This is a genomic window from Pseudonocardia hydrocarbonoxydans, from assembly GCF_006539565.1.
Taxonomy (GTDB): domain Bacteria; phylum Actinomycetota; class Actinomycetes; order Mycobacteriales; family Pseudonocardiaceae; genus Pseudonocardia; species Pseudonocardia hydrocarbonoxydans.
The window spans coordinates 243369-267143 of record NZ_BJNG01000014.1 but is presented as its reverse complement, the minus strand read 5'-3'; the positions used below and the strand labels follow the sequence as shown (position 1 = coordinate 267143).

Genomic DNA, 23775 nt, shown 5'->3' with positions numbered 1-23775 from the left:
CTCAGTCGTCGGCGAGCAGCCGCGCGCGCCGGGCCAGCACGCCGGGCAGGCGCCGGTCGCCCGGGGGCAGCCGGTCGGCCAGCAGGTCGTGCACCTCGAGGTCGTCGCGCCCCAGCGGGTGCGCGGCCAGTTCGGCGAGCAGCTCGACGTCGTCGGCGGCGACGACCGCGCGGTGCAGCCCGACCTCCAGCTGGTCGCGCAGCTCCCGGATCTCCGGGGCGTCCGAGCGGGGCAGCAGCGGGCCGGCGCAGGCCCGCAGCGCGTCGGCGGCCAGGCCCTTGTGCAGCGCCGTGCGGACGGCGTCGAAGTCGGTGTCGACGACCGCGTCGAGCCGGTAGGGGCGGGTGCGCAGCACGTCGGCCCCGATCAGCCCGCGCAGCCGCAGGATCTCCCCGCGCACCGTGGTGGGGTTGCCGTCGTCGCCGTAGAGCAGCAGGGCGAGGCGCTCGGCGGTGAGGCCCTCGGGGTGCAGGGCGAGCGCGGTGAGGATCTCCGCGGGCCGCAGCGTGACCGGCACCGTCCGGCCGTTGAGCACCACCCGCGGGCCGGCCTCGCCCATGAAGCGCAGCGACAGCGCGCTGCGCCGGGCCGCCCGGGCGGCGCGCGGGGTGCGCAGCAGGAAGCCCTCGGCCAGCGGCTCGACGACCATCTCCCGGCCGTCCTCGAGCCGTACGCGGTCGGCTCCCTCGCGCAGCGCGACCCGCTCGGGCCACGTGCCGTACGGCTCGCCCGCGATGATCCGGCCCGTCGGGGTGACCAGTGCGCCCTGCCCGCGCAGGCTCGTCAGGTGCGGCATGTTGCGCACGCGCAGCCGCTCGTCGGCGATGGCCAGGCGTACGCGCAGCTGGTTCTCCGCCAGCTGCGCGGTGGCCGAGACCAGCTGCACCATCGCCGGGTGCACGGTGTGCAGCGGGCCGGAGATGTCGATGGCGCCGAGGATCGCGCCGGTGTCGGGGTCGTGCACCGGTGCCGCCGCGCAGGTCCAGGCGTGGAACGCGCGGACGAGGTGCTCGGCGGAGTGGATCTGCACCGGCGCGTCGATGGCCAGCGTGGTGCCCATCGCGTTGGTGCCGATCGCGTCCTCGGACATGCGGTACCCCGGGGACAGGCCCGTGTCGTCGGCGACGTGCAGCAGCCGCGCGGCGCCCTCCCGCCACAGGATGGTGCCGTCGGCGTCGGTGACCAGCATGACGTGCATGGCCTCGTCGGCGATGCTGACCAGCGTGCCGCGCAGCAGCGGGAGCACCTCGTTGAGCGGGTGGGTCTCGCGCAGGTCGGGCAGGTCGGTCTCGGCGAGGACCGCGGGCGGGGTGTGCCGCTCGGGGTCGATGTGTGCGGCGAGGCTGCGCTGCCAGCTCGCGGACACCAGCGACCGGGGCGCCCGGCCGCCGGTCTCGCCGGACAGGGCGTCGTCGTAGACCCCGTGCAGCACGCGGGCGTGCTCGACGGGATCGTGCACGGGTGCCCCGTGCTCTCCGCGCGTCGTCATCTGTGTGCTCCGAGCGTCATCGCCCCAGGACATTGCCCTGCGCCATCATCACCCCAGGCCCCCGGACGGGGCAACCCGACCCTGCTTGCGCGTGCAACGTCGAGGCAACGGGCGGCTGCCTAACGTTCCGCCACAGTGACGCGTGGCAGTGATGCGTGACACGCCCGACGGCCCCAAGGAGGTTGGCCCGTGACGATCGACGCCGTGCTCGAACCGGCAGTGACCGTGCTCGACCGTCCCGCCCCCGATCGCCCGGCGGCGACGCCCGGGCGGCCCGTGGCGCGGCGCACCGCCCGCCTCCTCATCGTCGACGGCGAGGCCATCGTCCGCTTCGGGCTGCGCCAGCTGGTGGCCCCGGACCCCGAGCTGGCCGTGGTCGGGGAGGCCGCCTCCCCGCGCGACGCGCTCGTCGTCGCCGACCGGTGCCCACCGGACCTGGTGATCCTCGACGTCGACCTGGGCCGCGGCGACTCGGCCGGGGTCGAGCTGGCCCGGATGCTGCTCGAGCGCCACCGCGGGGTCCGCGTGCTGGTGCTCACCGGCTGCCGCGACCGCGAGGTCATGCGCCGCACCGTGCGCCTGGGCGTGCACGGCTACCTGCGCAAGGGCGCCGAGACCGCGGAGATCCTGCGCGCGATCCACGCGCTGCTGCGCGGCGAGAGCGTGTTCGACTCCCGCGGTCCCGGCATGGTCCCCGACGTCGTGCGCGAGGAGGACCGTCCCGCGGTCCGCCAGCTCGGCGCGGCGATGCTCACCGACCGGGAGAACCAGGTCCTGCGGCTGCTCGCCGTCGGCATGTCCAACCGCGAGATCGGCGTGCGGCTGCTGATCAGCGAGGCCACCGTCAAGTTCCACGTGCGCAACCTGCGCGACAAGCTCGAGGTCCGCCGCCGCACCGAGATCGTCTACACGGCCACGCGGCAGGGGATCGTCTGATCCTGCTCTAGCCTGCTCCGATGGAGCTGGTGCCGGCGGTGCTGGCGAGCGGGTGGGCGAGCGGCGTCAACGCCTACCTCTGTGTCGTGGTGCTCGGCGTGCTGGGGCGCTTCGGCGGGGTCGAGGCGGTGCCGGAGGCGCTGACCCGCACCGACGTGCTCGTCGTCGCCGCCGTGCTCTACCTGCTGGAGTTCGTCACCGACAAGATCCCCTACGTCGACTCGCTGTGGGACGCGGTGTCCACCGCGATCCGGCCCACGGCGGGCGCGGTGATCGCCCTGCTCCTCGCGGGTGACGCGACCTCGCTGGAGCAGGCCGTGCTGGCCGCGAGCGGCGGGGCGGCGGCGCTGGTCAGCCACCTGGTCAAGGGCGGGCTGCGGCTGGTCGTCAACACCTCGCCCGAGCCCGCGTCGAACATCGGGGTCAGCCTCGGCGAGGACGTCGCGGTGGCCGGGGTGGCCACGCTCGTCGTCGTCGCGCCGTGGGTGGCGTTCGGGATCGCCGCGGTGCTGCTGGTCCTGGGGGTCGTGCTGCTGGTGCTGCTCTGGTCGCGGGTGCGGCGCGGGTACCGCCGCTACCGCGCGTGGCGGCAGCGGCGGCTCGCGGGTCAGCCGAAGAACACCTCGGCCTCGGCGTAGAGCGCCGGGTCCACCACCTTGAGCTCCTTGGTCGCCTCGCTCAGCGGGATCATGGTGATGTCGGTGCCGCGCAGCGCCGTCATCTGGCCCCAGTCCCCGCGGTGCACCGCGTCGATCGCGTGCAGGCCGAAGCGGGTGGCGAGCCAGCGGTCGCGGGCGGTGGGGGTGCCGCCGCGCTGCACGTGCCCGAGCACCGTGGTGCGGGCCTCCTTGCCGGTGCGGGCCTCGATCTCCTTGGCCAGCCAGTCGCCGATGCCGCCCAGGCGGACGTGGCCGAACGCGTCCTTCTCCGCGCCCCGCAGCACCTCGTCGCGGTCGCGCGGCTTCGCGCCCTCGGAGACGACGATGATCGGCGCGTAGTCGAGCCGGAAGCGCGACTCGACGTAGTCGCAGACCTGCTCGATGTCGAAGGGCACCTCGGGGATCAAGATGATGTTGGCGCCCCCGGCCATGCCGGCGTGCAGCGCGATCCAGCCCGCGTGCCGCCCCATCACCTCGACGATGAGCGCGCGGTGGTGCGACTCGGCGGTGGTGTGCAGCCGGTCGATGGCCTCCATCGCGATGTTCACCGCGGTGTCGAAGCCGAAGGTGTAGTCGGTGCCCGACAGGTCGTTGTCGATGGTCTTCGGCACCCCGACGACGTGCACGCCGATCTCGTGCAGCTTCGTCGCGACGCCCAGGGTGTCCTCCCCGCCGATCGCGATCAGCGCGTCGACGCCGAGGTTCTGCAGGTTGGTGCGGATCTTCTCGACGCCGTTCTCGACCGCGAACGGGTTGGTCCGCGACGAACCGAGGATGGTGCCCCCGCGCGGGAGCAGCCCGCGGACCGCGGGGATGTCGAGGGTCTTGGTCCGGGCCTCCAGCGGCCCGCGCCACCCGTCGCGGAATCCGACGAACGAGTAGCCGTACTCCGGGACGCCCTTGCGGACGATCGCCCGGATGACCGCGTTCAGTCCGGGGCAGTCGCCGCCACCGGTGAGCACGCCGACGCGCATGTGAGGGGCCTCTCCATCGATGCAGAAGTGGGCACACGCTAGCGTCGCCGGTCCGGGCGCGTGCGAGGAGGTCGACGGTGCGGGAGCTGACGGCGGACTGCACCCGCTGCACGGCGCTGTGCTGCGTCGTCCCCGCGTTCGCCGCCTCGGCCGACTTCGCGCTCGACAAGCCCGCCGCCACCCCGTGCCCGAACCTGCGGCCCGACCACCGCTGCGGCATCCACTCCACGCTGCGCGAGCGGGGCTTCCCCGGATGCACCGTCTACGACTGCTTCGGCGCCGGTCAGCAGGTCGTCCAGGTGACGTTCGGCGGGCGGCCCGACTCCCGCGTCGCGGCGGTGTTCCCGACGATGCGCGTGCTGCACGAGCTGCTGGCGTACGAGACCGCCGCTCTGGCGCTGGGCACGGCGCTCGACGACGACCTGCGCGCCGCCCGCGACGAGACGCTGCGCCTGTCCGACGGCACCCCGGACGAGCTCGCCGCGCTCGACCCGTCGCCGCACCGGGCGGCGGTGGCCGGGCTGCTGCGCGCGGTCAGCGCGCTGGTCCGCGACCCGGCGGGCCCCGACCACGCCGGGGCCGACCTGGTGGGCGCCCGGCTGCGCGACCTGCGCCGCGGGTGCCTGCGCGGCGCCGTCCTGCTGGGCGCGGACCTGCGCGGGGCCGACCTGCGCGGCGCGGACCTGCTGGGTGCCGACCTGCGCGGCGCCGACCTGTCCGGCGCCGACCTCACCGGCGTCCTGTTCTGCGTGCAGTCCCAGCTCGACGCGGCCCGCGGCGACACCGCGACCGTGCTCCCGCTCGGCCTGCGGCACCCGGGGCACTGGCCGCCCGGAGCCCGCCGACACTGAGCCGGTCGGTGGGCGCGGACCGGGGCCACGCGCACCGACCGGCCGCTCGCGCACCTTCGAGGGTGCGCGAACGACGGATCGGTGCGCGGGACCGGGTCGCGGGCTCAGCCGACGGCGTCCACCAGCCCGTACCGCACGGCCTGCGCGGCGCCGAACCACCGCTCGGCGGCGGTGTCGGCGGCCACCTCGGCGACGTCGCGCCCGCTGTGGGCCGCGATCACGGCGAGCACGTCCTGCCTCTGCTCGCGGGACAGGGTCGCCCCCACGGCCCCCGCCGACGGGGTGCGCAGGCCCAGCCGGGCGTGCGGGGTGGCGCTGCGCCGCCCGGCCGCACCCGCGGCGACGACGAGCACGCCCGTCCCCGCCACGACGCCGACCGCGCAGGTGGCGACCTCCGGGGCGACCAGATCCATCGTGTCGACGACGGCGAGCCCGGCCGCGGCGGACCCGGCGGTGCAGGACACGGTCAGCGTGATCCCGGCGCGTGGGTCGCGGGCGGCGAGCAGCCGCAGCCGCGCGCACACCCGGTCGGCGGCGTCGGCGTCCAGGACACCGCCGAGGTGCACGACCCGGACGTCGAGCAGGTGCTCGGCCACCGGGTCGGCGCCGGCGACCAGGACCGTCGAGGTCATCGACGGGGCGGGCGGCTGCGGCTGGGGGAGGGACGGGCGGTGGGGCTCGTGCACGGGTGCTCCTCGAGGTGGTGGCACCCGACGCTAGGGCCGCCCGCGGCGTCGCGGGCCCGCGTTCACCGTGGGCCCGCGTTTGCGCCGTGGGCGAACGGGCTACCTCGCCCCCGTGGAAGCCCTCGACGACGCCCACGCCCGCCCCGCGGGCGCCTCCGACGACCTCGTGGCCGCCGCCGGGAAGCTGTCCGAGGCGATGGAACGCATCGAGCGCGCCCGCGGCGCCCTCTACGAGTTCCACCAGCTCACCGGCGGCGCCGACGCCATGCTCGACGAGGTCGTCGACGGGCTGCGGGCCGAGGGCCACGCCGACCTGGCCGACCGGATCGCCGACGAGCTGATCGGCCTCAACGCCGTCGCCGGGCGGTGGACGTTCCAGATCGTCGAGGAGTTCGACGACGGCTACTACGCGACGTGGCGCGAGCTGGAGCGCGCCGTGCGCGAGCAGACGATGGGCGGACGGCGGCACGTGCTGGAGGCCGAGCTGAAGGCGCGCCGGCGCACGGCGGGCCGTCCGGGGCACGAGGCCACCCCGGAGGCCTGAACGGGGGATTCACCCTACGGCCATCCGGTGGCCACCGGCTCCTCGAACGAGGTACCTAGTGTCGGAGCGTTCCCGAACTCCCACCAGGAGGATGACCGTGGCCCAGCCCTGCCCGGACGCCGAACCCACCGCCCGGCCCGGCGTCGTCGCGCTGCCGCTGCTCACCGACCGGCCCCACCCGGACGGACACCGCGCCGACCGGCACCGCCCCGGCCGCCTCTACACCTGCCGCTACCGCTGCGGCGACGCCTGCGCGGCGCCGGTGCCCAACCGGTCGGACAACGAGTACTTCGGTGCGGTCCTGCAGCGCGCGATCTCCCGCCGCGGGGCCCTGCGGGCCGGGGCCGTGCTCACCCTGGCGGTCGGGGCGTCCGGCGCCCTGGCCGCCTGCAGCCCGGCCGCGCCGGCCGGATCGACCGGCCCGGCCGGATCGGGCCTGCCCGCCGGGCTCGACTACGAGACCGTGCCCGTCGGCAACGCCGACGCGGTCACGCTGCCCCCGGGCTACCGCAGCAACGTCGTGATCCGGTGGGGCGACCCCGTCGTGGCGGGGGCGCCGGAGTTCGACTTCGCGAACCAGACGCCCGAGGCGCAGGCGCAGCAGTTCGGCTACAACACCGACTTCTGCGGCGTGCTGCCCCTCGACGGCGACCGCCTCGTCATGTTCAACAACCACGAGTACACGATCGAGCCGCTGATGTTCGCGGGCTACGACGAGGAGAATCCCACCGAGACGCAGGTGCGCATCGGCATGGCCGCGCACGGGCTGTCGGTGCACGTCGTGCGCCGCGACCCGGCCACCGGCGAGATGACGGCGGAGGCCGACCCCCTCAACCGCCGCTACACCGCCACCTCGGAGTTCCTGCTCACCGGGCCCGCCGCGGGGTCGGCGCTGCTGCGGACCTCGGCCGACCCGACCGGTACCCGCGTGCTCGGCACGCTGAACAACTGCGCGGGCGGCGTCACCCCGTGGGGCACGTTCCTGTCCGGCGAGGAGAACTTCAACCAGTACTTCGCGAACGCCGCGGCCGTCACCGACCCCGCGGCGCTGGCCCGCGCCGAGCGCTACGGACTCACCGAGGAGGCCTCGGAGCGCAAGTGGGAGCGCGTCGACCCGCGCTTCGACGTCGTCACCGAGCCGAACGAGTCGCACCGCTTCGGCTGGATCGTCGAGGTCGACCCGCTGGACCCGGCCGCCACGCCCGTCAAGCGCACCGCGCTGGGCCGGTTCAAGCACGAGGGCGCCACGATCCACCTCGCCGCCGACGGCCGCGCGGTGGCCTACATGGGCGACGACGAGCGCTTCGACTACGTCTACAAGTTCGTCTCCGACGCCGCGATACAGGAGGGCAACACCCGCGCCGCCCGCGAGGCCAACGCCCGGCTGCTCGACGAGGGCACCCTCTACGTCGCCCGCTTCACCGGCAACAGCCCCGCCGCCGAGATCACCGGTGACGGGACGCTGCCCGCCGACGGCGCGTTCGACGGGGCGGGTGAGTGGATCCGGCTCGCGGCGGGCACCGAGTCGTTCGTGCCGGGGATGTCTGCCGAAGAGGTCTACGTCTTCACCCGGCAGGCCGCCGACCTGGTGGGCGCGACGAAGATGGACCGCCCCGAGGACGTCGAGGCGAACCCGGTCAGCGGCCGCGTCTACATCGCGCTGACCAACAACACCGACCGCGGCACCGCGGGCGAGGACGGCCCGGACGAGGCGAACCCGCGGGCCGAGAACGCCCACGGGCACGTCATCGAGCTCGAGGAGGACGGCGGCGACGCCGCCGCGGAGGGTTTCGCCTGGCGGATCCTGCTGGTCTGCGGCGACCCGGCCGACCCGGGCACCTACTTCGCCGGGTTCGACAAGGCGCAGGTCAGCCCGATCACCTCGCCCGACAACCTCGCCTTCGACGGCCACGGCAACCTGTGGATCTCCACCGACTCCGGGCGCGCGCTGGAGCTGCCGGGCACCCCCGCGGGCATCAACGACGGCCTCTACGGCGTGTCGCTGGAGGGGGAGACGCGCGGGCGCACGGCGCTGTTCGCGAGCATGCCGAACGGGGCGGAGGCGTGCGGGCCGGTCGTCACCGACGAGTTCGTCCTGATCTCCCCGCAGCACCCCGGCGACCTCGACGGTGCGAGCACCGAAAACCCGCAGTCGACGTGGCCGGACGGGCCGGGCAGCCAGCCGCGGCCGTCGGTGGTCAACATCTGGCGGGTGGGCGAGGGCGGGCGCCCCGGGCGGATCGGGATGTAGCTACGGGCAGGCCGTCACGAGCAGGCGGCGGCCAGCGGGCCGCCCGCGCCGCCGCCGCGCTCGAACGACACGTGCACGTGGTCGAAGTGGTTCTCGGTGACGCCGCCGCGGTCGGCCATCGGCTCCCAGCCGCCGCCGTAGTTGACGCGCTGGCGCCAGATCACGTAGCTCACGCCGAGCGCGTCCTGGTTGGCCAGGGCGCAGTCGGCGATGAGGTCGCCGCGCTCGCGCTCGGTCATGAAGTCGATGGCCAGGCCGCGGGGGTGGTCGGAGACCCGCGCGCGCCCCGCCACGCCGATCAGCGTGGGCGAGTCGTAGAGACAGGAGATGAAGCGGGCGGCGTCGCGCACGAAGCCCTTGACCGCGCCCAGGCCGCGCAGGGGGACGTCGCAGTTCGCCGCGGCCTCGCGGGCCAGCCGCGCCTCCTCGGCCGCGCGCGCCTCGTCGGCGAGCCCCGCGGCCTTGAGCAGCGACTCCGCGTCGGCGGCGGGCGGGAGCACGTCGGCCCGGTCGACGACGGGCAGGATGCTCGCCGCGAGCAGCCGCCCGTCGACCAGCGCTGCGTCGACCAGCGCGGCCGTGACGGCCCCGGCGGGCGGCGCGGACTCGACGAGCGGCGCGGCCTGCGGGGCGGCGGGCGCCGGGTCGGACCCCGCCGCCCCGCCCGCCGCCTCGGCGGCCAGCGAGAGCGCGGTGGCGGCGTCCGGGGCGGGCGGGAGCACCGGGGCCAGCGGCGCGGCGACCGACAGCAGCCCGGCGGTGGCGGCGGCGGCCATCAGGCCGTTGCGGACGGCCGGGGCGGCGTGGCGCGGGCCCGCGGAGGGGCGTCGGCCCCCCGTGGGCGGCCCGGCGTGCGGGCCGACGACCGCGCGCGGGAGCGCCGCGACCGGGGCAGGGCCCCCGTCGTCGTGCGCGCCGTCGTCGTGCGCACCGCGGCCGTACGGGCCGACGTCCCCGAGGGCGGGGTCGACCTCGCCCTCGGGGCGTTCGAGCAGCGCGACCCCGCCGCCGCCCGCGAACGGGTCGGTCGGTGCGTCGGCCCGGCGCGGCCACGCACCGGGGAGCGCGTCCGCCGGGGAAGCGGACCACGGGTGCGTGCGCCGGCCGGCGGGGGAGCGGTGCCGGGACACGTCTACCTCTTCGTCGGGCCGCCCGGTGTCCGGTTCGGGGACCGGCCGGGGCGGGGACCCCGGTGCCGTGCGGACTGTTGCGCCGCGAACAATAGCGAATCGGTCACGGATCGGAGTCGATCGTCACTCCAGGTGAGATGGGCGCGCCGTTGTGCGCGACGAACGGTGGATCAGCACCCCGAGAGGTCTCCGCTGCCCGCCGAGTCGAAGGAGATGTGGACGTGGTCCATGTGGTTGGCCGTGATGCCGCCGCGGTCCTCCATCGGCTCCCAGCCGCTGCCGGTGTTGATCCGCTGTCGCCAGATGACGTAGCTGATGCCCAGTGCGTCCATGTTGCGCACGGCACAGTCGGCCAGCCCGTCGCCGGCGGTGCGGCCGATCATGAAGTCGATGGCCTTGCCCGCCGGGTGGTCGGACGCTCCCGCGCGGCCGGCGACGCCGTACATGGTCGACACGCCGTAGCGGCAGCCGAGGACCTCGCCCGCCTCACGTACGAAGTCCCGCACCGCCCCGAGCTGGCCGGTGTCGAGGCCGCAGTCGGCGCTGACCGACACCCGGCGCTCGGCCTCGGCCGCATCCGCGGCGGCCTGCTCGGCCTCCTGGGCGGCGCGAGCCTCGGCGGCGGCCCGCTCCTCCTCGGCCCGGGCGATCTGCTCCTCGGCCAGCTGCACGGCCTTGACGAGCGGCGCGGGGTCGTCCAGCACGTCGGCGTCGGGGACGACCGGCTGCACGGCGGGGAGCATCAGCACCGCGGGCGCCTGCGTCGGGAGCGCGGAGCGGGCCGCCACGTCGGTGACGTCGGGTGCCGCCTGCGGGCTCGCGGCCGGCGCGGCCGAGCCCATCAGGGACAGGGCACCACCGGCGACGGCGACGACCGCGGCACCCCGGCGCACCGAGGTGGAGCCCAGCGCGGACGCCGGGGCGGAGGACACGAGCCGGCGCGTCGAGTGCGATCCGGCCGTCCGGCGGGATGCCGGAGGCGGAGCGCCCTCGTGCGCGCGGCCTCTGGGGGAGCGATGCCGAGCCACGTGTGAACCTCCGGGCCGACGGCGCGGCTGGACGTCCGGTTCGGGGGAGCCGGTCGGATGGGGAGTCCCGTGTCCAGTTCGTGACCGTGCCGTCACTGACCCGGGACCGAAACTAGGCAACCTCCCCGCGTTCCGCCGTCCCGGACGCGCTCCGCTACGACGACCGTCACGCAGCGTGCGACGAACGGCGCCCGGTTGGGCCACTCGGCGCACCGCGTCCGGTCACTGCACGCGCAGGCGGACCACGCGGCCGTCGAGCGGCTGGAGGTCGTGGGCGTCGCCGTCGGGGAACAGGGCGCGGAACCCGTCGACGGTGTGGTCGGCCAGCCTGCGGTGGCGGCGCAGCACCAGCCAGGACACGCCCTCGGTGTTCGGGCTGGTCGTGAGCGATCCGGGGTAGCGGAACGTCGACAGGTCCCGGGGCAGCGCGCGGGCCAGGTCCGCTCCCCGGACCGCGACCTCCTCCCCGCACTCCTGCGGCAGGTCGGCGAGGACCCGGTCCGCCACGCCGTGCCCGCGTCCGCCCCCGGTCAGGAACAGCCCGACGACGAGCGTGGCGCCGTCCGGCCCGGCGTGCACGAAGTGCTGCTCGACCGGGAAGCGGCGCCCGTCGAGGGTGTGCTCCGACGGCGTGTGGAAGTGGAACTGCCGCAGCTCGTAGCGGGTGCCGCCGAGCGAGATCGCCGCCGCCCCGGCCGGGACCTCGGCCTCGATCGTCTCCTCGCGCCCGCGGGTGGTGCAGCCCGTCGGGTCGTCGGGGTCGCGGCTGACGTAGCGGACGGACAGGTCGACCGACCGCGGGTAGTCGACGACGAGCTCGGGCAGGCCCCGGTCGCGGACGGCGTCGCGCGTGCGCAGCGCGATCGGGCTCTGCTGTCGGGGCGGGGGCTGTCGGGGCGGGGGCTGTCGGGGCGGGGGCTGCCGGGGAGGCGTCGTCGCCGACGCGGCGCCGGGTGCGGGTGCCAGGGTGCCGGGCGCGAGCAGCAGGGCGGCGGGGACGGCGGCGAGCAGCGAGCGGCGGGTGAGCACGGCGACGGACTCCAGTTCGGGAGGGGACCCACGCTTCCGGGTGATCGGAAACTACGCCCGTGCGGCAATCGTTGCCAGTGCTATGTAGTTTCTCCGATTCGCCCGTATCGCCCGGGTCCCCGCTGATGACCAGCCCGAATTCGGGGTCCCGCGGGCGCGTGTAGGGTTCGTGGTGTTCGTCCGTCGGTTTCGGTGTTCGTGTGATGCACGCCCGCAGGAACAAGTTGGCGCACGACCGTCCGGTCCACAGAGGTCCGGCGTGGTCGGCGCCAGGGACGGTCGGTCGGGTGGCCGCGCAGTGCGACCCCCACCACCATCTGCTAGGAGCTCATCGCATGGCGCAGGGAACTGTGAAGTGGTTCAACGGGGAGAAGGGCTTCGGCTTCATCTCCGTCGACGGGGGCGGCGCTGACGTCTTCGTGCACTACTCCGAGATCGACGCGGGCGGCTTCCGCACGCTCGACGAGGGGCAGCGCGTGGAGTTCGAGGTCGGCCAGGGCGCCAAGGGGCCGCAGGCCACCGGCGTGCGCGTCGTCTGACCCACCGCACTTCGCGGAAGCCCGCCACCCCCTCGGGGGTGGCGGGCTTCCGTCGTTCCGGGGCGTCACTCGTCGAGCAGGTACCAGGGCACCATGTTGATCGCGCCGTTGAGCCCGGGCATGGGCACGCCCTGGGCGGTCAGGTCGCGCTGCTCGTCGCGTGCCACCACCATCCAGCGGCCGGCGAGGTCGCGGCTGAGCTCCAGCTCGACGGTCTGGTCCTCCTCGTCGGAGCGGGAGCGGTAGACGCGGCACCGGGAGGCGATCTCCCAGAGCTGGGCGTCGACGAGGAAGGGCACCTTCTCGAGGATGGGGAGCACGTCGTCCATGTGCGGAATCTAGCGGGGCGCCGCGGCGGCGGGTGTCTCATCTCGACTGCGGGCCGTCGGTGCCCGGACGTAGGGTCGGGTCACGGCGGTCCGACCGGCCGCCGGAACCGGGGGGAAGTGCCATGACCGATGTCGCTCTCGACCGGCCGGGCGCCCCGGCCACGAGGGTGGGCCTGGCCATCGGGCTGCTCGTGGGCTCGGCGTTCGTCATGATCCTCAACGAGACGATCATGAGCGTCGCGCTGCCGGTGCTGATCGTCGACCTGGGGATCACCCCGAGCACCGCCCAGTGGCTCACCAGCGGGTTCCTGCTCACGATGGCCGTGGTCATCCCGGTCACCGGCTACCTGCTCCAGCGCTACTCGCCGCGGCAGGTGTTCGTCGCGTCGATGACGATCTTCAGCACCGGCACGCTGGTGGCCGGGCTCGCCCCCGGCTTCGAGGTCCTGCTGGCCGGGCGGGTGGTGCAGGCCGTCGGCACCGCGGTGATGGTGCCGTTGCTGTTCACCACGGTCATGACGCTCATCCCGATCGAGCGCCGCGGCTCCACGATGGGCACGATCTCGATCGTCATCGCCGTGGCGCCCGCCGTCGGCCCGACGATCTCCGGGCTGATCCTCTCCGCGCTCGACTGGCGCTGGATGTTCTGGATCGTGCTGCCGATCGCGCTGGTCGCGCTCGCGGCGGGGGCCACGCTGCTGCGGGTCCCCGCGCAGACGCGCCGGGTCCCGCTCGACGTGCCGTCGGTGCTGATCTCCGCCGTCGCGTTCAGCGGCCTGGTCTACGGCCTGAGCGCGATCGGGGAGGCCGCGCGCGGCGGGGCCGCCGTGCCGCCGTGGATCCCGCTCGTCGTCGGGGCGGCGGCGATGGTGGTCTTCGTGCGGCGCCAGCTGCGGCTGCAGCGCGCCGACCGCGCCCTGCTCGACCTGCGCCCGTTCGCGCACCGCTCGTTCGTGGTGTCGGTGCTGCTCGTGGTGATGAGCATGATGGCGCTGTTCGGCGCGCTCATCCTGCTGCCGCTCTACCTGCAGGAGGTGGTGGGCACCGACCCGTTCGTCACCGGGCTGGTGGTGCTGCCGGGCGGGCTGGTGATGGGCCTGCTCGGTCCGGTGGTGGGGCGCGCGTTCGACCGCGCCGGAGCCCGCCCGCTGGTGATCCCCGGCGCGGTGGTGCTCAGCGCGGCGCTGTGGATGCTGACGGCGCTGGTCGGCGGCCCGCTGTGGACGGTCGTCGCCGCGCACGTCGTCATCAGTGCCGGGATCGCGGTGATGCTCACCCCGCTGATGACCGACGCCCTGAGCTCCCTGCCCACGTCGCTGTACTCGCACGGCAGCGCGATCATCACCACGCTGCAGCAGGTGGCCGGGGCCGCGGGCACCGCCCTGTTCGTCACCGTGATGACGATCGCCTCGGCCTCCGACGGCGCGATCGACGCCGCGGGCGTCCGCGTCGCGTTCGGCACGGCCGCGGTGATCTCGCTCGGCGCGATCGGGGTGTCGCTGCTGGTGGCGCCGAAGAGGAAGGCCGTCGCCGCCGCATGAGCCGCACGGTCGTCCTCGACGTCGGCGACGTCCTCGTGCCCACCGGCGCCCTGCACGAGTCCGTGGGCGCCGGTCTGGGCCTCGGCGAGGACGCGTTCCGCGCCGGGTTCGGCACCGGCCGGGCCGCCTACGACCTCGGCGGGCCCGCCGCGCACTACTGGGCAGGCGTGGTGCGCGCCTGGGGCCGCGAGCCCGAGGCGGCGCTGTTCGCCGAGCTGGAGCGCCGCGACGCCGGGCGCTGGTCGGCGCTGCCTGCCGACCGCGCCGCGCTGGTGGCGGAGCTGGCCGCTGCGGGCGACCGGCTGGCGATCCTGTCCAACGCCCCCGCCCCGCTGGCCGCCGTCGCGCGGGCCGCGGCGTGGACCGACCCGTTCGACGTCGTCGTGTTCTCCGCCGAGGTCGGGCTGGTGAGGCCCGACCCGGCCGTCTACGCCCGCACCGACGCCCTGCTCGGCCCGGCCGCGGGCGAGGTGGTGTTCCTCGACGACAAGGCCGTCAACGTCGAGGCCGCGCGGGCCCACGGCTGGACCGCCCACGTCTTCGTCGACGTGGCCACGGCCCGGCGTGACCTCAGCCGTGGAGATGGAACGCGGTGAGCCGCTCCGCCTCCGCGTCGACCTCGTCGCGCACGCGCGCGGGCAGCGGCTCGAACGGCGTGGTCTCCACCCGCTCCCCGGTGAACCGCCAGGTGCCCGCCACCCGCCCGTCGACGAGGAACGTCGGCGCCGACTGCGGCTTGCGGACGTGGAACACCTCGTGCCGGTGCTCGGGCGGCACCAGGCGCGCCCGTGTGGCGTGGCCGAGCAGCAGCGCGCCGTCGAAGTTCGACAAGAACCGCACCGGCGCGGGCACGTCGGCGTCGGGGAGCGGGGCGCGGGGCAGGTCGACGAGCGCGGCGCCGTGGCGTCGGGGAGCGGGGCGCGGGGCAGGTCGACGAGCGCGGCGCCGTCGGGGTCGCGGGCGGCGCGCAGGTCGAGACGGGCGAGCACCGCCCTGGTGTGTGTCACCGTCCAGCCGGCGTAGCGGGCCACGTCGGCGGGCGTGGCCGGGCCGTAGCCGCGCAGGTAGCGGCGCACGAGCAGCTCCTGGGCCGCCGCGAGGTCGACGGGCGTGCGGGGCGGCGCGGCGAGGCCGTAGACGTGGGCGCGGGGGCGCTCCCAGGTGCCCGCGGGCGGCACGCGCACCAGGTCGACCCACAGCTGCACCCCCGCGAACGCCTCGCGGGGGAACCCGGCGTCCACGAGACCGTCGACGATCCGGGCCTGGGTGAGCGGGCCGTCGGCGAGCAGCCCCCGGACGGTGTCGGCGGCCGCCTCCATGTCGATCCCGGTGCTGCGCGGGTCGCGGGCCCACCACGACCTGCGGGGCGCGCGCACGGCCTCGGTGAGCCGGGGGTGGTCGGCCGCGGAGACCATGTGGATCGTGCAGCGCATCACCCAGCCCTGCACGATCCGGCCGCGGGTCAGCGCGTCGGTCAGGTCGGCGCGGCGGAACCCGGCCAGCCGCGACCACAGCCCGACGTACGCCGACGGGCTGTACTGCGTCTGCAGCGCACCGACCCGCTCGACGGCCGCGACGGGCGTCAGCCCGGCCCGGTCCAGCAGCAGCTGCCGCGCCAGCAGCGCGCGGTTGAGCCGCGCCCAGGACAGCTCCCGTTCCACGTCCGCTACCCGGTGAACGCGGCCAGGAAGCGGTCGCGGAAGGCCTCCATCGGCCAGACCGGCGCGGCCGGGTCCGGGCGCAGGCCCGGCGTCCAGCCCCAGGAGGCGATCCGGCCGAGCACCGCGGCGTCGCGGGTCACCACCGAGATCGGGACGTCGGCCGTCTCGCCCACGCCGGTGACGGCCGCGGACGGCTGGTGGTCGCCGAGCAGGAGCAGCACGAGATCGTCGTCGCCGTAGGCCTGCACCCAGGACACGACGCTGTCGAGCGAGTAGGCGATCGACCCGGCGTACTCCGCGGGGCCCGGCGGCACGTCGTGGTAGACCGAGCCGTCGCCGAGGGTGGCCCAGTCGAGCACCGGGGGCACGTAGGCCCAGGGCGCGTGGCTGGACACGAGCGCGATCTCGGCCATCAGCGGCGCGTGCGGGCCCGCACGCTCGGCGCGCTGGAACGCGGCGAGGGTGTACTGATCGGGCACCGTGGCCCAGCCGTGATCGGGCCCGCGGTAGGCCAGGGCGGCGTGGTCCTGGACGGTGTCGTAGCCGTAGAACGCGGCCTCCGGCCACTCCCGGGTGGTGCCGGGCATGACGCCGACGGTCCGCCAGCCCGCGTCGCCGAACGCGCTGGTCAGCGTCATCCGGTCGCTGCCGACGAGCGCGGCGTAGCGGCGCTGGTCGTGGACGCGCACCCCGGAGAGGAACGTGGCGTGGGCGAGCCAGCTGTTGCCGCCGACCACCGGGGAGGTCAGGAAGCCGCTGCGCGAGGCGTACCCGGCGGCGTCGAGGCCCGCGGTGCCGGCGGCCAGGTGCGGCCCGACCGGCTCCAGGGCGTCGCGGCCGTAGCTCTCCACGAACGCGACGACGACGTCCTTGCCCGCCAGTGCGTCGAGCAGCCCGCCGGTGTCGCGGAAGGGGTCGGCGGCCAGCTCCGCGGCGAACGCCTCGGCGTCGGCCAGGCCGTCGCCCACCTGCACGGCGTGGTCGCGCACCAGCAGCGCCGCCCCGGCCGAGGCGACGGGGGCGCCCAGCAGCGCACAGGCCAGCCAGACCGGCGTCAGCACGGCGACCGCGCGCGCGGCCCCGCGCCGGTGCGCGACGGCGAGCCGGGCCAGGTGCCGCACCGACAGCGTCACGCCGACGACGAGCGCGAGCGCGGCGACGACGACCCCCGCCACGGCGGCGACCGCGGCCGCCGTCCCCGACGACCCGGCGACGAACTCGACGCCCGCGCCGACCGACGTGGCGTCGAGCAGCGGGTCGAAGGGGCGGGCCAGCACGGCGCGGAACCCGGCGTCCAGCGCGGCGACGACGGCGACGGCGCCCAGCGCGACCCCGGCCGCCGTCGCCGCGGGCCGCACCGCCCGCGCGGGCAGCAGCAGGAGCAGCGCGACGCCGAGCAGGCCCTCCACCGGCAGGCGCAGCACCCCGAGCGGCTCGCGGGGGACGACCAGCGCGGCCAGCACGACCAGCGCGGCGACCGCGGTCCTCACCGGGCGCGCCACAGGAACACCGCGCTCTGCCCGAACGACCACACCAGCAGCGCCAGCGACACCGCGACGACCCAGCCCGGCGCCCCGGCGACGGCCGCGACCAGCACGATCCCCTGCACCGCCGCCACGACCTTCGCCGAGCGGCGCACCGGCAGCTCCCCGCGCAGCCACGGCAGCACCCGGCCCGCGGCGACCCAGGCGTAGCGCAGCAGGCCGATCGCGAGCACCCACGGCCCCAGCCACCCGGCCACGTACGCGCTGAGCACCAGCAGCAGGACCGCGTCGACCTCCATGTCGAACCGCGCCCCCAGCGCCGACACCGTGCCGGTGCGCCGCGCCACCGGCCCGTCGACGGCGTCGAGCAGCAGCGCGACCGACGCGACGGCCGCCACGGGCGCGGCGCCCGCCCCGTCGACGACCAGGGTCAGCACGCCGCCGACCAGTGCCGCGCGCGCCAGGGTGACGAGGTCGGCCGGCCCGAGCGAGGCGGTGCCCGCCCGGCGCGCGGCGGTGTCGAGCAGGGCCCACAGCGCGGCGGCGTAGAGCAGCCCGGCGGCCCACGCCACGGGGCCGAGGCCGGCCGCCGCCGTCAGCAGGGCGAGCAGGACCACCTGGGCCGCGGCCGCACAGGCCTGCTGCGAGGCCCGCTGCCGGGATACGGTCGTGGTCACAGGACGTGTGTACACGCATCGGACACGGTCGCGGGGCCCGCCGAGTTCAGAGGAGTCGCCGGTGGAGCACCGCGCGCGGGCGTTCTGGGTGACCGGTCCGGGCCGCGGGGAGGTCCGCGACGTCGCGCTGGCCGCCCCGGGACCCGACGACGTGCTGGTCCGCACGCTCACCTCCGGCGTCAGCCGCGGCACCGAGACGCTGGTGTTCCGGGGCGGGGTGCCGAAGAGCCAGCGCGCGGTGATGCGGGCGCCGTTCCAGGACGGGGAGTTCCCGTGGCCGGTCAAGTACGGCTACCTCGCCGTCGGCGTGGTCGAGCACGGCCCCCGCGAGCTGCTCGGGCGCACCGTGTTCGGCCTGCACCCGCACCAGACCCGCTGGGTCGTCCCCGCGTCCGCGGTCGTCGCGGTACCCGACGGCGTGCCGCCCGCGCGGGCGGTACTGGCCGGGGCCGTCGAGACCGCCGTCAACGCGCTGTGGGACGCGGCCCCGCTGGTCGGCGACCGGGTCGCCGTCGTCGGGGCCGGGATGGTCGGGTCCTGCGTCGCCGCGCTGCTCGCCCGGTTCCCGGGCGTGCGCGTCGAGCTGGTCGACCTCGACCCGGCCCGCGCCGCCGTCGCCGACGCGCTGGGCGTGCCCTTCGCCGCTCCCGCCGATGCGGCGGGGGAGTGCGACCTCGTGGTGCACGCCAGCGCGTCGGACGCCGGGCTCGCCCGCAGCCTGGAGCTGCTCGCCGCCGAGGGCGAGGTGATCGAGCTGAGCTGGTACGGCGACCGCGCCGTCACGGTGCCGCTGGGTGCGGGGTTCCACTCGCGGCGGCTGAGCATCCGCAGCAGCCAGGTCGGGGCGGTCGCCCCCGCCCGGCGCGGGCGCCGCAGCCACGCCGACCGCCTCGCCCTCGCCCTGCGCCTGCTGGCCGACGACCGGTTCGACGCGCTTCTCGGCGCCGCCGTGCCGTTCGAGGAGCTGCCCGATCTGATGACCCGGTTGGCCGCCGGTGAACCGTTCGCGCCCTGTGTCCGTGTCAGCTACGGCTGATCTCAGCCGTACGGAAGGGGCAACCGTTGTTCAGCATCACCGTCCGCGACCACGTGATGGTCGCGCACAGCTTCCGCGGCGAGGTCTTCGGGCCCGCGCAGCGGCTGCACGGCGCCACGTTCGTCGTCGACGCCACGTTCCGCAGGCCCGAGCTCGACGCCGACAACATCGTCGTCGACATCGGGCTCGCCACCACCGAGCTCAAGGCGGTCCTCGCCGACCTGAACTACCGCAACCTCGACGACGAACCCGCCTTCGCGGGCGTCAACACCTCCACGGAGTTCCTGGCCAAGGTGGTCGCCGACCGGCTCGCGGCACGGGTGCACGCCGGGGCCCTGGGCGACGGGGCGCGCGGCCTGGCCGGGATCACCGTGTCGCTGCACGAGTCCCACGTGGCCTGGGCGAGCTACGAGCGCGCCCTGTGAACGGCACCGTCCACGTCGTCGTCCCCGGCGACGTCGACGACACCGGCCGCCCCAGCGGCGGCAACTCCTACGACCGCCGCGTGATCGCCGGGATGCGCGCGGCCGGGGTGCGGGTCGAGCAGGTCGCCGTCGACGGGCGGTGGCCCCGGCCCTCGGTCCCCGAGCGCGGCGCGCTGCAGCGCACGCTGGCCGCCCTGCCCACCGGTTCGACGGTGCTGATCGACGGGCTGGTGGCCTGCGGGGTGCCCGACGTCGTCGTCCCGCAGGCGCGGCGCCTGGACGTCGTCGTACTGGTGCACCTGCCGCTGGGCGACGAGGTGGGCACCGCCGACCTCGCGCACCGCGAGCGCGAGGCCCTGCACGCCGCGGCGACCGTCGTCGCCACCAGCTCGTGGACGGCGCGGCGGCTGCGCGAGCAGCACGACCTCGGCCACGTCGAGGTGGTCACCCCGGGCGTCGACCCCGCGCCGGTCGCGTCCGGCACCGACGGGGCTGGCCGGCTGCTCTGCGTCGGGTCGGTGACGCCGACGAAGGGCCAGGACCTGCTCGTCGAGGCCCTCGCCGACGTCACCGAGCACCCGTGGACCTGCGACCTGGTCGGCCCGCTCGGGCGGGCGCCCGCGCACGTCGCCGACGTCCGTGCGGCGATCGCCCGCCACGGGCTCGACGGCCGCATCCGGCTGCCCGGACCGCTGGTCGGCGCCCCGCTCGCCGCCGCGTTCGGCGCCGCCGACCTGCTCGTGCTGCCCTCCCGCGTCGAGGCCTACGGGATGGTCGTCACCGAGGCGCTGGCCCGCGGGATCCCGGTGCTCGCCGCCGACGTCGGCGGCGTCCGGTCCGCGCTCGGCGGCACCGGCCTGCTCGTGCCGCCCGCCGACGCCGTCGCCCTCGCCGCGGGGCTGCGGCGCTGGCTGGGCCGGGCCGACCTGCGGGCGGAGCTGCGCGCCGGTGCGCTGGCCCGGCGCGGCGAGCTGACCGGATGGGAGGTGACGTCCCGATGCCTGGTCACGATCCTGCACCGCGTGCGGAGTGGGACGCCCGCCTGAGCGACGCGGGCTCGCCGGTGTGCACGCCGGGCTGGCTGGCCCTGCGCGAGCCCGCCGACGCCGCCGCGCGGTCGGCCGAGCTGGCCGAGCAGGTGCGCAGGCTGGCCCCCACCGTCGTCCGCGACGTCGGGTGCGGCACCGGCTCGATGGGCCGCTGGCTCGCGCCGCGGCTGCCCGGCCCGCAGCAGTGGATCCTGCACGAGCGCGACCCCGGGCTGCTGGAGCGCGCCGTCGCCGGGATGCCGGCCACGATCGTCGCGCAGGGGCGCCCGGGCGACATCACGGACCTGCGCGCCGCCGACCTCGCCGGCACGTCCCTGGTCACGGCGTCGGCGCTGCTGGACCTGCTCACCGCCGACGAGGTCGACGCCCTGGCCGCCGCGTGCGCCGCCGCCGGGTGCGCCGTGCTGCTGACGCTGTCGGTCACCGGGCACGTCGAGATCGCCCCGCCCGACCCGCTCGACGCCGTGCTGGCCGCGGCGTTCGACGACCACCAGCGCCGCACCGTCGACGGCAGGCGGCTGCTCGGCCCGGACGCCGGCCCCGTCGCCGAGCAGGCCCTCACCCGGCACGGCATGACCGTGCTGACCCGTCCCAGCCCGTGGCGGCTCGGCCCGGACAGCGCCGAGCTGGCGGAGGAGTGGCTGCGCGGCTGGATCTCCGCGGCCGTCGCGCAGCAGCCCGGGCTGTCCGCGGAGGCGGGCCGCTACCTGCGGCGACGCCTCGTCGCGAGCGCAGCCGGGGTCCTGCGCGTCACCGTCGGGCATGTCGACCTGCTGGCGGTTCCGTCGTGAGGGCGCTGCTGGGTGCCGTCGCGCTGGTCGCGGTCGCGCTGTGGGTCGGCACCGACGCGGTGCTGGCCGGGCTGGCCGCGATCGACGCCGTCGCGGTGCTCGCCGCGCTCGCAGTCGGGCTGCTCACCACGCTGTGCGCCGCCGCCCGCTGGTGCCTGGTCGCGCGCGGGCTGGGCGTGGCGCTGCCGTTCGGCACCGCCGTCGCCGACACCTACCGGGCCGTCGCGCTCAACTCGCTGCTGCCCGCGGGCGTCCTCGGTGACGTGCACCGCGCCGTCGCCCACCGCCGCGCCGACGGCCGCGGGCTGCGCGCGGTCGTGCTGGAACGCACGGCGGGGCAGACGGTCGTGGTCGTCGCCGGGCTCGGGGTGTTGCTCGTGCAGCCCGCGCTGCTCGGTGGCCTGCTGCCCGCGCTCGGCGTCGCGGCCGGGGTGCTCGTGCTGGTGGCGCTGCCGGCATGGCGGGTGCCGCGGGTGCGCTCGGCGCTGCGCACCTTCCGGTCCGACGCCGCGGTGCTGGCCCGCGGCACCGGGCTCGCGGTCGTCGCCCTGTCGCTGACGGCGCTGGCCGGGTACCTGGCGCTGTTCGTCGTCGCGGCGCGCGCGGCCGGGGTGACGGCCCCGGTCGGGGTGCTGCTGCCGCTGCTGGTGCTGGCGCTGCTGGCGATGGTGCTGCCGCTGGGCGTCGGCGGGTTCGGGCCGCGCGAGGCCGTCGGGACGGTCGCGTTCTCCGCGGCCGGGCTGGGCGCCGCGCAGGGGCTCACCGCGGCCGTCGTCTACGGGGTGCTGGGCACGATCGCCTGCCTGCCCGGGCTGGCGGTGCTGCTGCGGCCCGCGCCGCGGGCGGAGGCGGCGCCGTGCTGATCCTCGTCCGGCACGGGCAGACCGGCGCCAACGCGCGCGGCCTGCTGTGCGGCCGCGCCGACCTGCCGCTGACCGATCTGGGGCGGCACCAGGCCCGGGAGCTGGCCGCGGCGCTGCCGCGGCCGTCGCGGGTGGTGTCGAGCCCGCTGCGCCGCGCCCGGGAGACCGCCGCGGCGCTCGCCCCGGACGCGGTCGAGGTCGACGAGCGGTGGATCGAGATGGACTACGGCGACCTCGACGGCGCCGTCCCCGCCGACGTCGACGCGGGGACCTGGCGGCGCTGGCGGACCGACCCCGACTTCGTGCCCGCGGGCGGCGAGTCGCTCGCCGCGGTCGGGGTCCGGGTGCGCGAGGCCTGCCACGAGCTGGCCGACGACGCCGCGCGCGGCGACGTCGTCGTCGTCAGCCACGTCTCCCCGATCAAGGCGGCGGTGGCGTGGGCGCTGGGCGTCGACGACACGACGGCGTGGCGGATGTTCCTCGCCGACGCCGGGGTGTGCCGGATCGACACCGGCGGCCCGGTGCCGCGGCTGCTGACCTTCAGCGTGGCGGGCTGAGCTCGGCGTACACGTCCCCGGAGCGGCCCAGCGGGCGGAACCGGTCGAGCAACGCGCGCAGGCCGTCGGCGTCGAGCCAGTCGTCGGACGCCCACGTCATCGTCTCGACGGGGGAGTAGTTGTAGCGGTAGGGGCCCAGCGCGTCGACGTGGTCGAGCGCGGCCAGCGCGGCGTCGTGGGCGGGCGGCAGGTACTCGAAGCTCAGCGCGCGCACCGGCCGGCCCAGCCCGCGCAGCACGTCGAGCTCGAAGCCCTCCACGTCGATCTTGACGAACGCGGGCTCGCCGTGCTCGGCGATCAGGGCGTCCAGCGTGGTGACGGCGACCTCGACGGAGCGGTCCCAGCGCACGCGGGCGAAGCCGCGGTCGGCGCCGACCGTGCGGGTCCACTCCGGCGACATCGACGACACCGTCGGCGTGGCGCTGGACAGCCCCAGCCGCGCGGTGCCCGCCGCCGCCCCGGCTGCCACCGGCGCGATCACGACGCCGTCGTCGCGGCCGAACAGCAGGCGCAGCACGGTGAGGCAGTCGGGCTGGGGTTCGAGCGCGACGACCCGCGCCCCGAGCTTCCGCCAGGCGCGCACGCGGCTGCCGACGTGCGCGCCGACGTCGAACGCGACGTCGCCGGGGCCCAGGAACCGCCCGTAGAACGCCACCAGCCGCCGGTGCCGGCCGGGGATGCCGTGGTACATCGCCAGCGAGCGGGCGACCCCGCGCACCCGGCGCAGCCGCTCAGCCAACGACGTCGCCCCAGACCGCGGCCGCGCCGCTGTGCCCGGCCAGGACGGTGGCGACCACCGCCACGACCCCGGCGACGGCGGTGAGCACCCACAGCGCGCGCCCGCGGTCGCGCCGGGCCAGGACGTAGGCGGCGACGGCGAGCAGCGCGAACGGCCACGCCGCGATCGCGGTGAAGGTGCCGAACCGCTCGTGCTGGTCGATCACCGCCTCGAAGCCGGGGGAGATCTCGATGGCGTCCTCCAGCTGCTCGCCCGCGATCCGGGCCAGCACCGCCGTGCCGGCCCCGGCCGGTGCCAGCGCCGCGACCAGCGGGCCGTAGGGCCGCGCCCACGACGGCCGGGCCGCGACGGCGACCGCCCCGAGCGCTGCCAGCGGCAGCAGGACGACGACGGCGTGCACCAGCAGGGGATGGGCCGGGACCCCCGCGACGGAGAGCATCGCGGCATTATGCCGCGGAACACCACCCGCCCCTGCGGCGTTCCCGGTACAGGTTCTCTGACACTGGA

General features: G+C 76.2%; 25 protein-coding genes and 1 pseudogene. 14 read left to right on the top strand and 12 right to left on the bottom strand.

What is annotated here, in order from left to right; all coding sequences use genetic code 11:
* Position 1: 1 nt before the first annotated feature.
* On the bottom strand, positions 2-1489 hold the full coding sequence (locus tag PHY01_RS08175; RefSeq protein WP_141277914.1) for a GAF domain-containing protein: 1488 nt from the start codon (positions 1487-1489) through the stop codon (positions 2-4).
* 189 nt (positions 1490-1678) lie between these two features.
* On the opposite strand from PHY01_RS08175, the gene PHY01_RS08170 reads away from it, so the two are divergent.
* Together PHY01_RS08170 and PHY01_RS08165 are read left to right on the top strand one after the other, a co-directional pair.
* On the top strand, positions 1679-2425 hold the full coding sequence (locus PHY01_RS08170) for a LuxR C-terminal-related transcriptional regulator (protein ID WP_246085768.1): 747 nt from the start codon (positions 1679-1681) through the stop codon (positions 2423-2425).
* A 20-nt stretch (positions 2426-2445) separates the two neighbouring features.
* Positions 2446-3063, top strand: coding sequence for a DUF4126 domain-containing protein (locus PHY01_RS08165; protein ID WP_141277913.1), 618 nt, complete (start codon positions 2446-2448; stop codon positions 3061-3063).
* On the opposite strand, the gene PHY01_RS08160 is transcribed toward PHY01_RS08165, so the two are convergent.
* Complete coding sequence (locus tag PHY01_RS08160; RefSeq protein WP_141277912.1) at positions 3033-4058, bottom strand: 6-phosphofructokinase; 1026 nt, start codon at positions 4056-4058, stop codon at positions 3033-3035. The genes PHY01_RS08165 and PHY01_RS08160 overlap by 31 nt on opposite strands.
* Before the next feature lie 77 nt (positions 4059-4135).
* Here PHY01_RS08160 and PHY01_RS08155 point away from each other — a divergent pair, with 77 nt between their 5' ends.
* Complete coding sequence (locus PHY01_RS08155; protein WP_141277911.1) at positions 4136-4909, top strand: pentapeptide repeat-containing protein; 774 nt, start codon at positions 4136-4138, stop codon at positions 4907-4909.
* A 104-nt stretch (positions 4910-5013) separates the two neighbouring features.
* On the opposite strand, the gene PHY01_RS08150 is transcribed toward PHY01_RS08155, so the two are convergent.
* A complete protein-coding gene (locus tag PHY01_RS08150) occupies positions 5014-5595 on the bottom strand; it encodes an ATP-dependent Clp protease proteolytic subunit (protein ID WP_141277910.1) in 582 nt (193 codons plus the stop codon).
* A gap of 112 nt (positions 5596-5707) precedes the next feature.
* On the opposite strand from PHY01_RS08150, the gene PHY01_RS08145 reads away from it, so the two are divergent.
* On the top strand, positions 5708-6139 hold the full coding sequence (locus PHY01_RS08145; RefSeq protein ID WP_141277909.1) for a hypothetical protein: 432 nt from the start codon (positions 5708-5710) through the stop codon (positions 6137-6139).
* Between the two features lie 151 nt (positions 6140-6290).
* Positions 6291-8390 (top strand): PhoX family protein, encoded by a 2100-nt coding sequence (locus PHY01_RS08140; RefSeq protein ID WP_370467383.1) that lies wholly within the window; start codon positions 6291-6293, stop codon positions 8388-8390.
* A 14-nt stretch (positions 8391-8404) separates the two neighbouring features.
* On the opposite strand, the gene PHY01_RS08135 is transcribed toward PHY01_RS08140, so the two are convergent.
* The 3 genes from PHY01_RS08135 to PHY01_RS08125 all read right to left on the bottom strand — a co-directional run bounded on the left by PHY01_RS08135 (position 8405) and on the right by PHY01_RS08125 (position 11577).
* Positions 8405-9520 (bottom strand): VldE C-terminal domain-containing protein, encoded by a 1116-nt coding sequence (locus PHY01_RS08135; protein WP_141277907.1) that lies wholly within the window; start codon positions 9518-9520, stop codon positions 8405-8407.
* A gap of 170 nt (positions 9521-9690) precedes the next feature.
* Positions 9691-10452, bottom strand: coding sequence for a VldE C-terminal domain-containing protein (locus PHY01_RS27465; RefSeq protein ID WP_246085767.1), 762 nt, complete (start codon positions 10450-10452; stop codon positions 9691-9693).
* Positions 10453-10770: 318 nt separating this feature from the next.
* Positions 10771-11577, bottom strand: a complete 807-nt coding sequence (locus PHY01_RS08125; protein ID WP_170183705.1) for a carbonic anhydrase family protein — start codon at positions 11575-11577, stop codon at positions 10771-10773.
* 335 nt (positions 11578-11912) lie between these two features.
* On the opposite strand from PHY01_RS08125, the gene PHY01_RS08120 reads away from it, so the two are divergent.
* The gene (locus PHY01_RS08120) at positions 11913-12116 is read left to right on the top strand and encodes a cold-shock protein (protein WP_141277905.1); all 204 of its coding nucleotides are present in this window, start codon (positions 11913-11915) and stop codon (positions 12114-12116) included.
* Between the two features lie 65 nt (positions 12117-12181).
* Here PHY01_RS08120 and PHY01_RS08115 read toward each other — a convergent pair whose 3' ends face one another.
* Positions 12182-12445, bottom strand: a complete 264-nt coding sequence (locus PHY01_RS08115) for a hypothetical protein (RefSeq protein WP_141277904.1) — start codon at positions 12443-12445, stop codon at positions 12182-12184.
* 122 nt (positions 12446-12567) lie between these two features.
* Here PHY01_RS08115 and PHY01_RS08110 point away from each other — a divergent pair, with 122 nt between their 5' ends.
* Positions 12568-13986, top strand: a complete 1419-nt coding sequence (locus tag PHY01_RS08110; RefSeq protein ID WP_141277903.1) for a DHA2 family efflux MFS transporter permease subunit — start codon at positions 12568-12570, stop codon at positions 13984-13986.
* On the top strand, positions 13983-14582 hold the full coding sequence (locus PHY01_RS08105) for an HAD-IA family hydrolase (RefSeq protein WP_141277902.1): 600 nt from the start codon (positions 13983-13985) through the stop codon (positions 14580-14582). The genes PHY01_RS08110 and PHY01_RS08105 overlap by 4 nt, the downstream gene beginning before the upstream one ends.
* Here PHY01_RS08105 and PHY01_RS28410 read toward each other — a convergent pair.
* From PHY01_RS28410 to PHY01_RS08085, 3 genes and pseudogenes are all read right to left on the bottom strand, one after another.
* Positions 14557-15647 (bottom strand): annotated as a pseudogene (locus PHY01_RS28410) (DNA glycosylase AlkZ-like family protein). The gene PHY01_RS08105 and the pseudogene PHY01_RS28410 sit on opposite strands and share 26 nt — an antisense overlap.
* A gap of 5 nt (positions 15648-15652) precedes the next feature.
* Complete coding sequence (locus tag PHY01_RS08090) at positions 15653-17137, bottom strand: sulfatase (protein ID WP_141277900.1); 1485 nt, start codon at positions 17135-17137, stop codon at positions 15653-15655.
* A complete protein-coding gene (locus tag PHY01_RS08085; RefSeq protein WP_218030060.1) occupies positions 17134-17808 on the bottom strand; it encodes a CDP-alcohol phosphatidyltransferase family protein in 675 nt (224 codons plus the stop codon). The genes PHY01_RS08090 and PHY01_RS08085 overlap by 4 nt, the downstream gene beginning before the upstream one ends.
* A gap of 61 nt (positions 17809-17869) precedes the next feature.
* Here PHY01_RS08085 and PHY01_RS08080 point away from each other — a divergent pair, with 61 nt between their 5' ends.
* From PHY01_RS08080 to PHY01_RS26315, 6 genes are read left to right on the top strand one after another with little or no spacing between them, the layout of a single operon-like run.
* Positions 17870-18844, top strand: coding sequence for a zinc-dependent alcohol dehydrogenase (locus tag PHY01_RS08080; RefSeq protein ID WP_141277898.1), 975 nt, complete (start codon positions 17870-17872; stop codon positions 18842-18844).
* A gap of 26 nt (positions 18845-18870) precedes the next feature.
* Entirely contained in the window at positions 18871-19269 is a 399-nt protein-coding gene (locus PHY01_RS08075; RefSeq protein WP_141277897.1) for a 6-pyruvoyl trahydropterin synthase family protein, read from the top strand.
* Positions 19266-20315, top strand: coding sequence for a glycosyltransferase family 4 protein (locus tag PHY01_RS08070; RefSeq protein WP_218030059.1), 1050 nt, complete (start codon positions 19266-19268; stop codon positions 20313-20315). Before PHY01_RS08075 ends, PHY01_RS08070 begins: the two co-directional genes overlap by 4 nt.
* Complete coding sequence (locus PHY01_RS08065) at positions 20267-21109, top strand: class I SAM-dependent methyltransferase (RefSeq protein WP_246085766.1); 843 nt, start codon at positions 20267-20269, stop codon at positions 21107-21109. Before PHY01_RS08070 ends, PHY01_RS08065 begins: the two co-directional genes overlap by 49 nt.
* Positions 21106-21972, top strand: a complete 867-nt coding sequence (locus PHY01_RS08060; RefSeq protein WP_141277970.1) for a lysylphosphatidylglycerol synthase domain-containing protein — start codon at positions 21106-21108, stop codon at positions 21970-21972. The genes PHY01_RS08065 and PHY01_RS08060 overlap by 4 nt, the downstream gene beginning before the upstream one ends.
* Positions 21966-22529, top strand: a complete 564-nt coding sequence (locus PHY01_RS26315) for a histidine phosphatase family protein (protein WP_170183703.1) — start codon at positions 21966-21968, stop codon at positions 22527-22529. Before PHY01_RS08060 ends, PHY01_RS26315 begins: the two co-directional genes overlap by 7 nt.
* Here the strand turns inward: PHY01_RS26315 and PHY01_RS08050 are convergent.
* Together PHY01_RS08050 and PHY01_RS08045 are read right to left on the bottom strand one after the other, a co-directional pair.
* On the bottom strand, positions 22513-23268 hold the full coding sequence (locus tag PHY01_RS08050) for an FkbM family methyltransferase (RefSeq protein ID WP_246085765.1): 756 nt from the start codon (positions 23266-23268) through the stop codon (positions 22513-22515). The two genes, PHY01_RS26315 and PHY01_RS08050, sit on opposite strands and share 17 nt — an antisense overlap.
* Positions 23261-23707, bottom strand: coding sequence for a DUF2231 domain-containing protein (locus PHY01_RS08045; RefSeq protein WP_141277895.1), 447 nt, complete (start codon positions 23705-23707; stop codon positions 23261-23263). The genes PHY01_RS08050 and PHY01_RS08045 overlap by 8 nt, the downstream gene beginning before the upstream one ends.
* Positions 23708-23775: the final 68 nt, after the last annotated feature.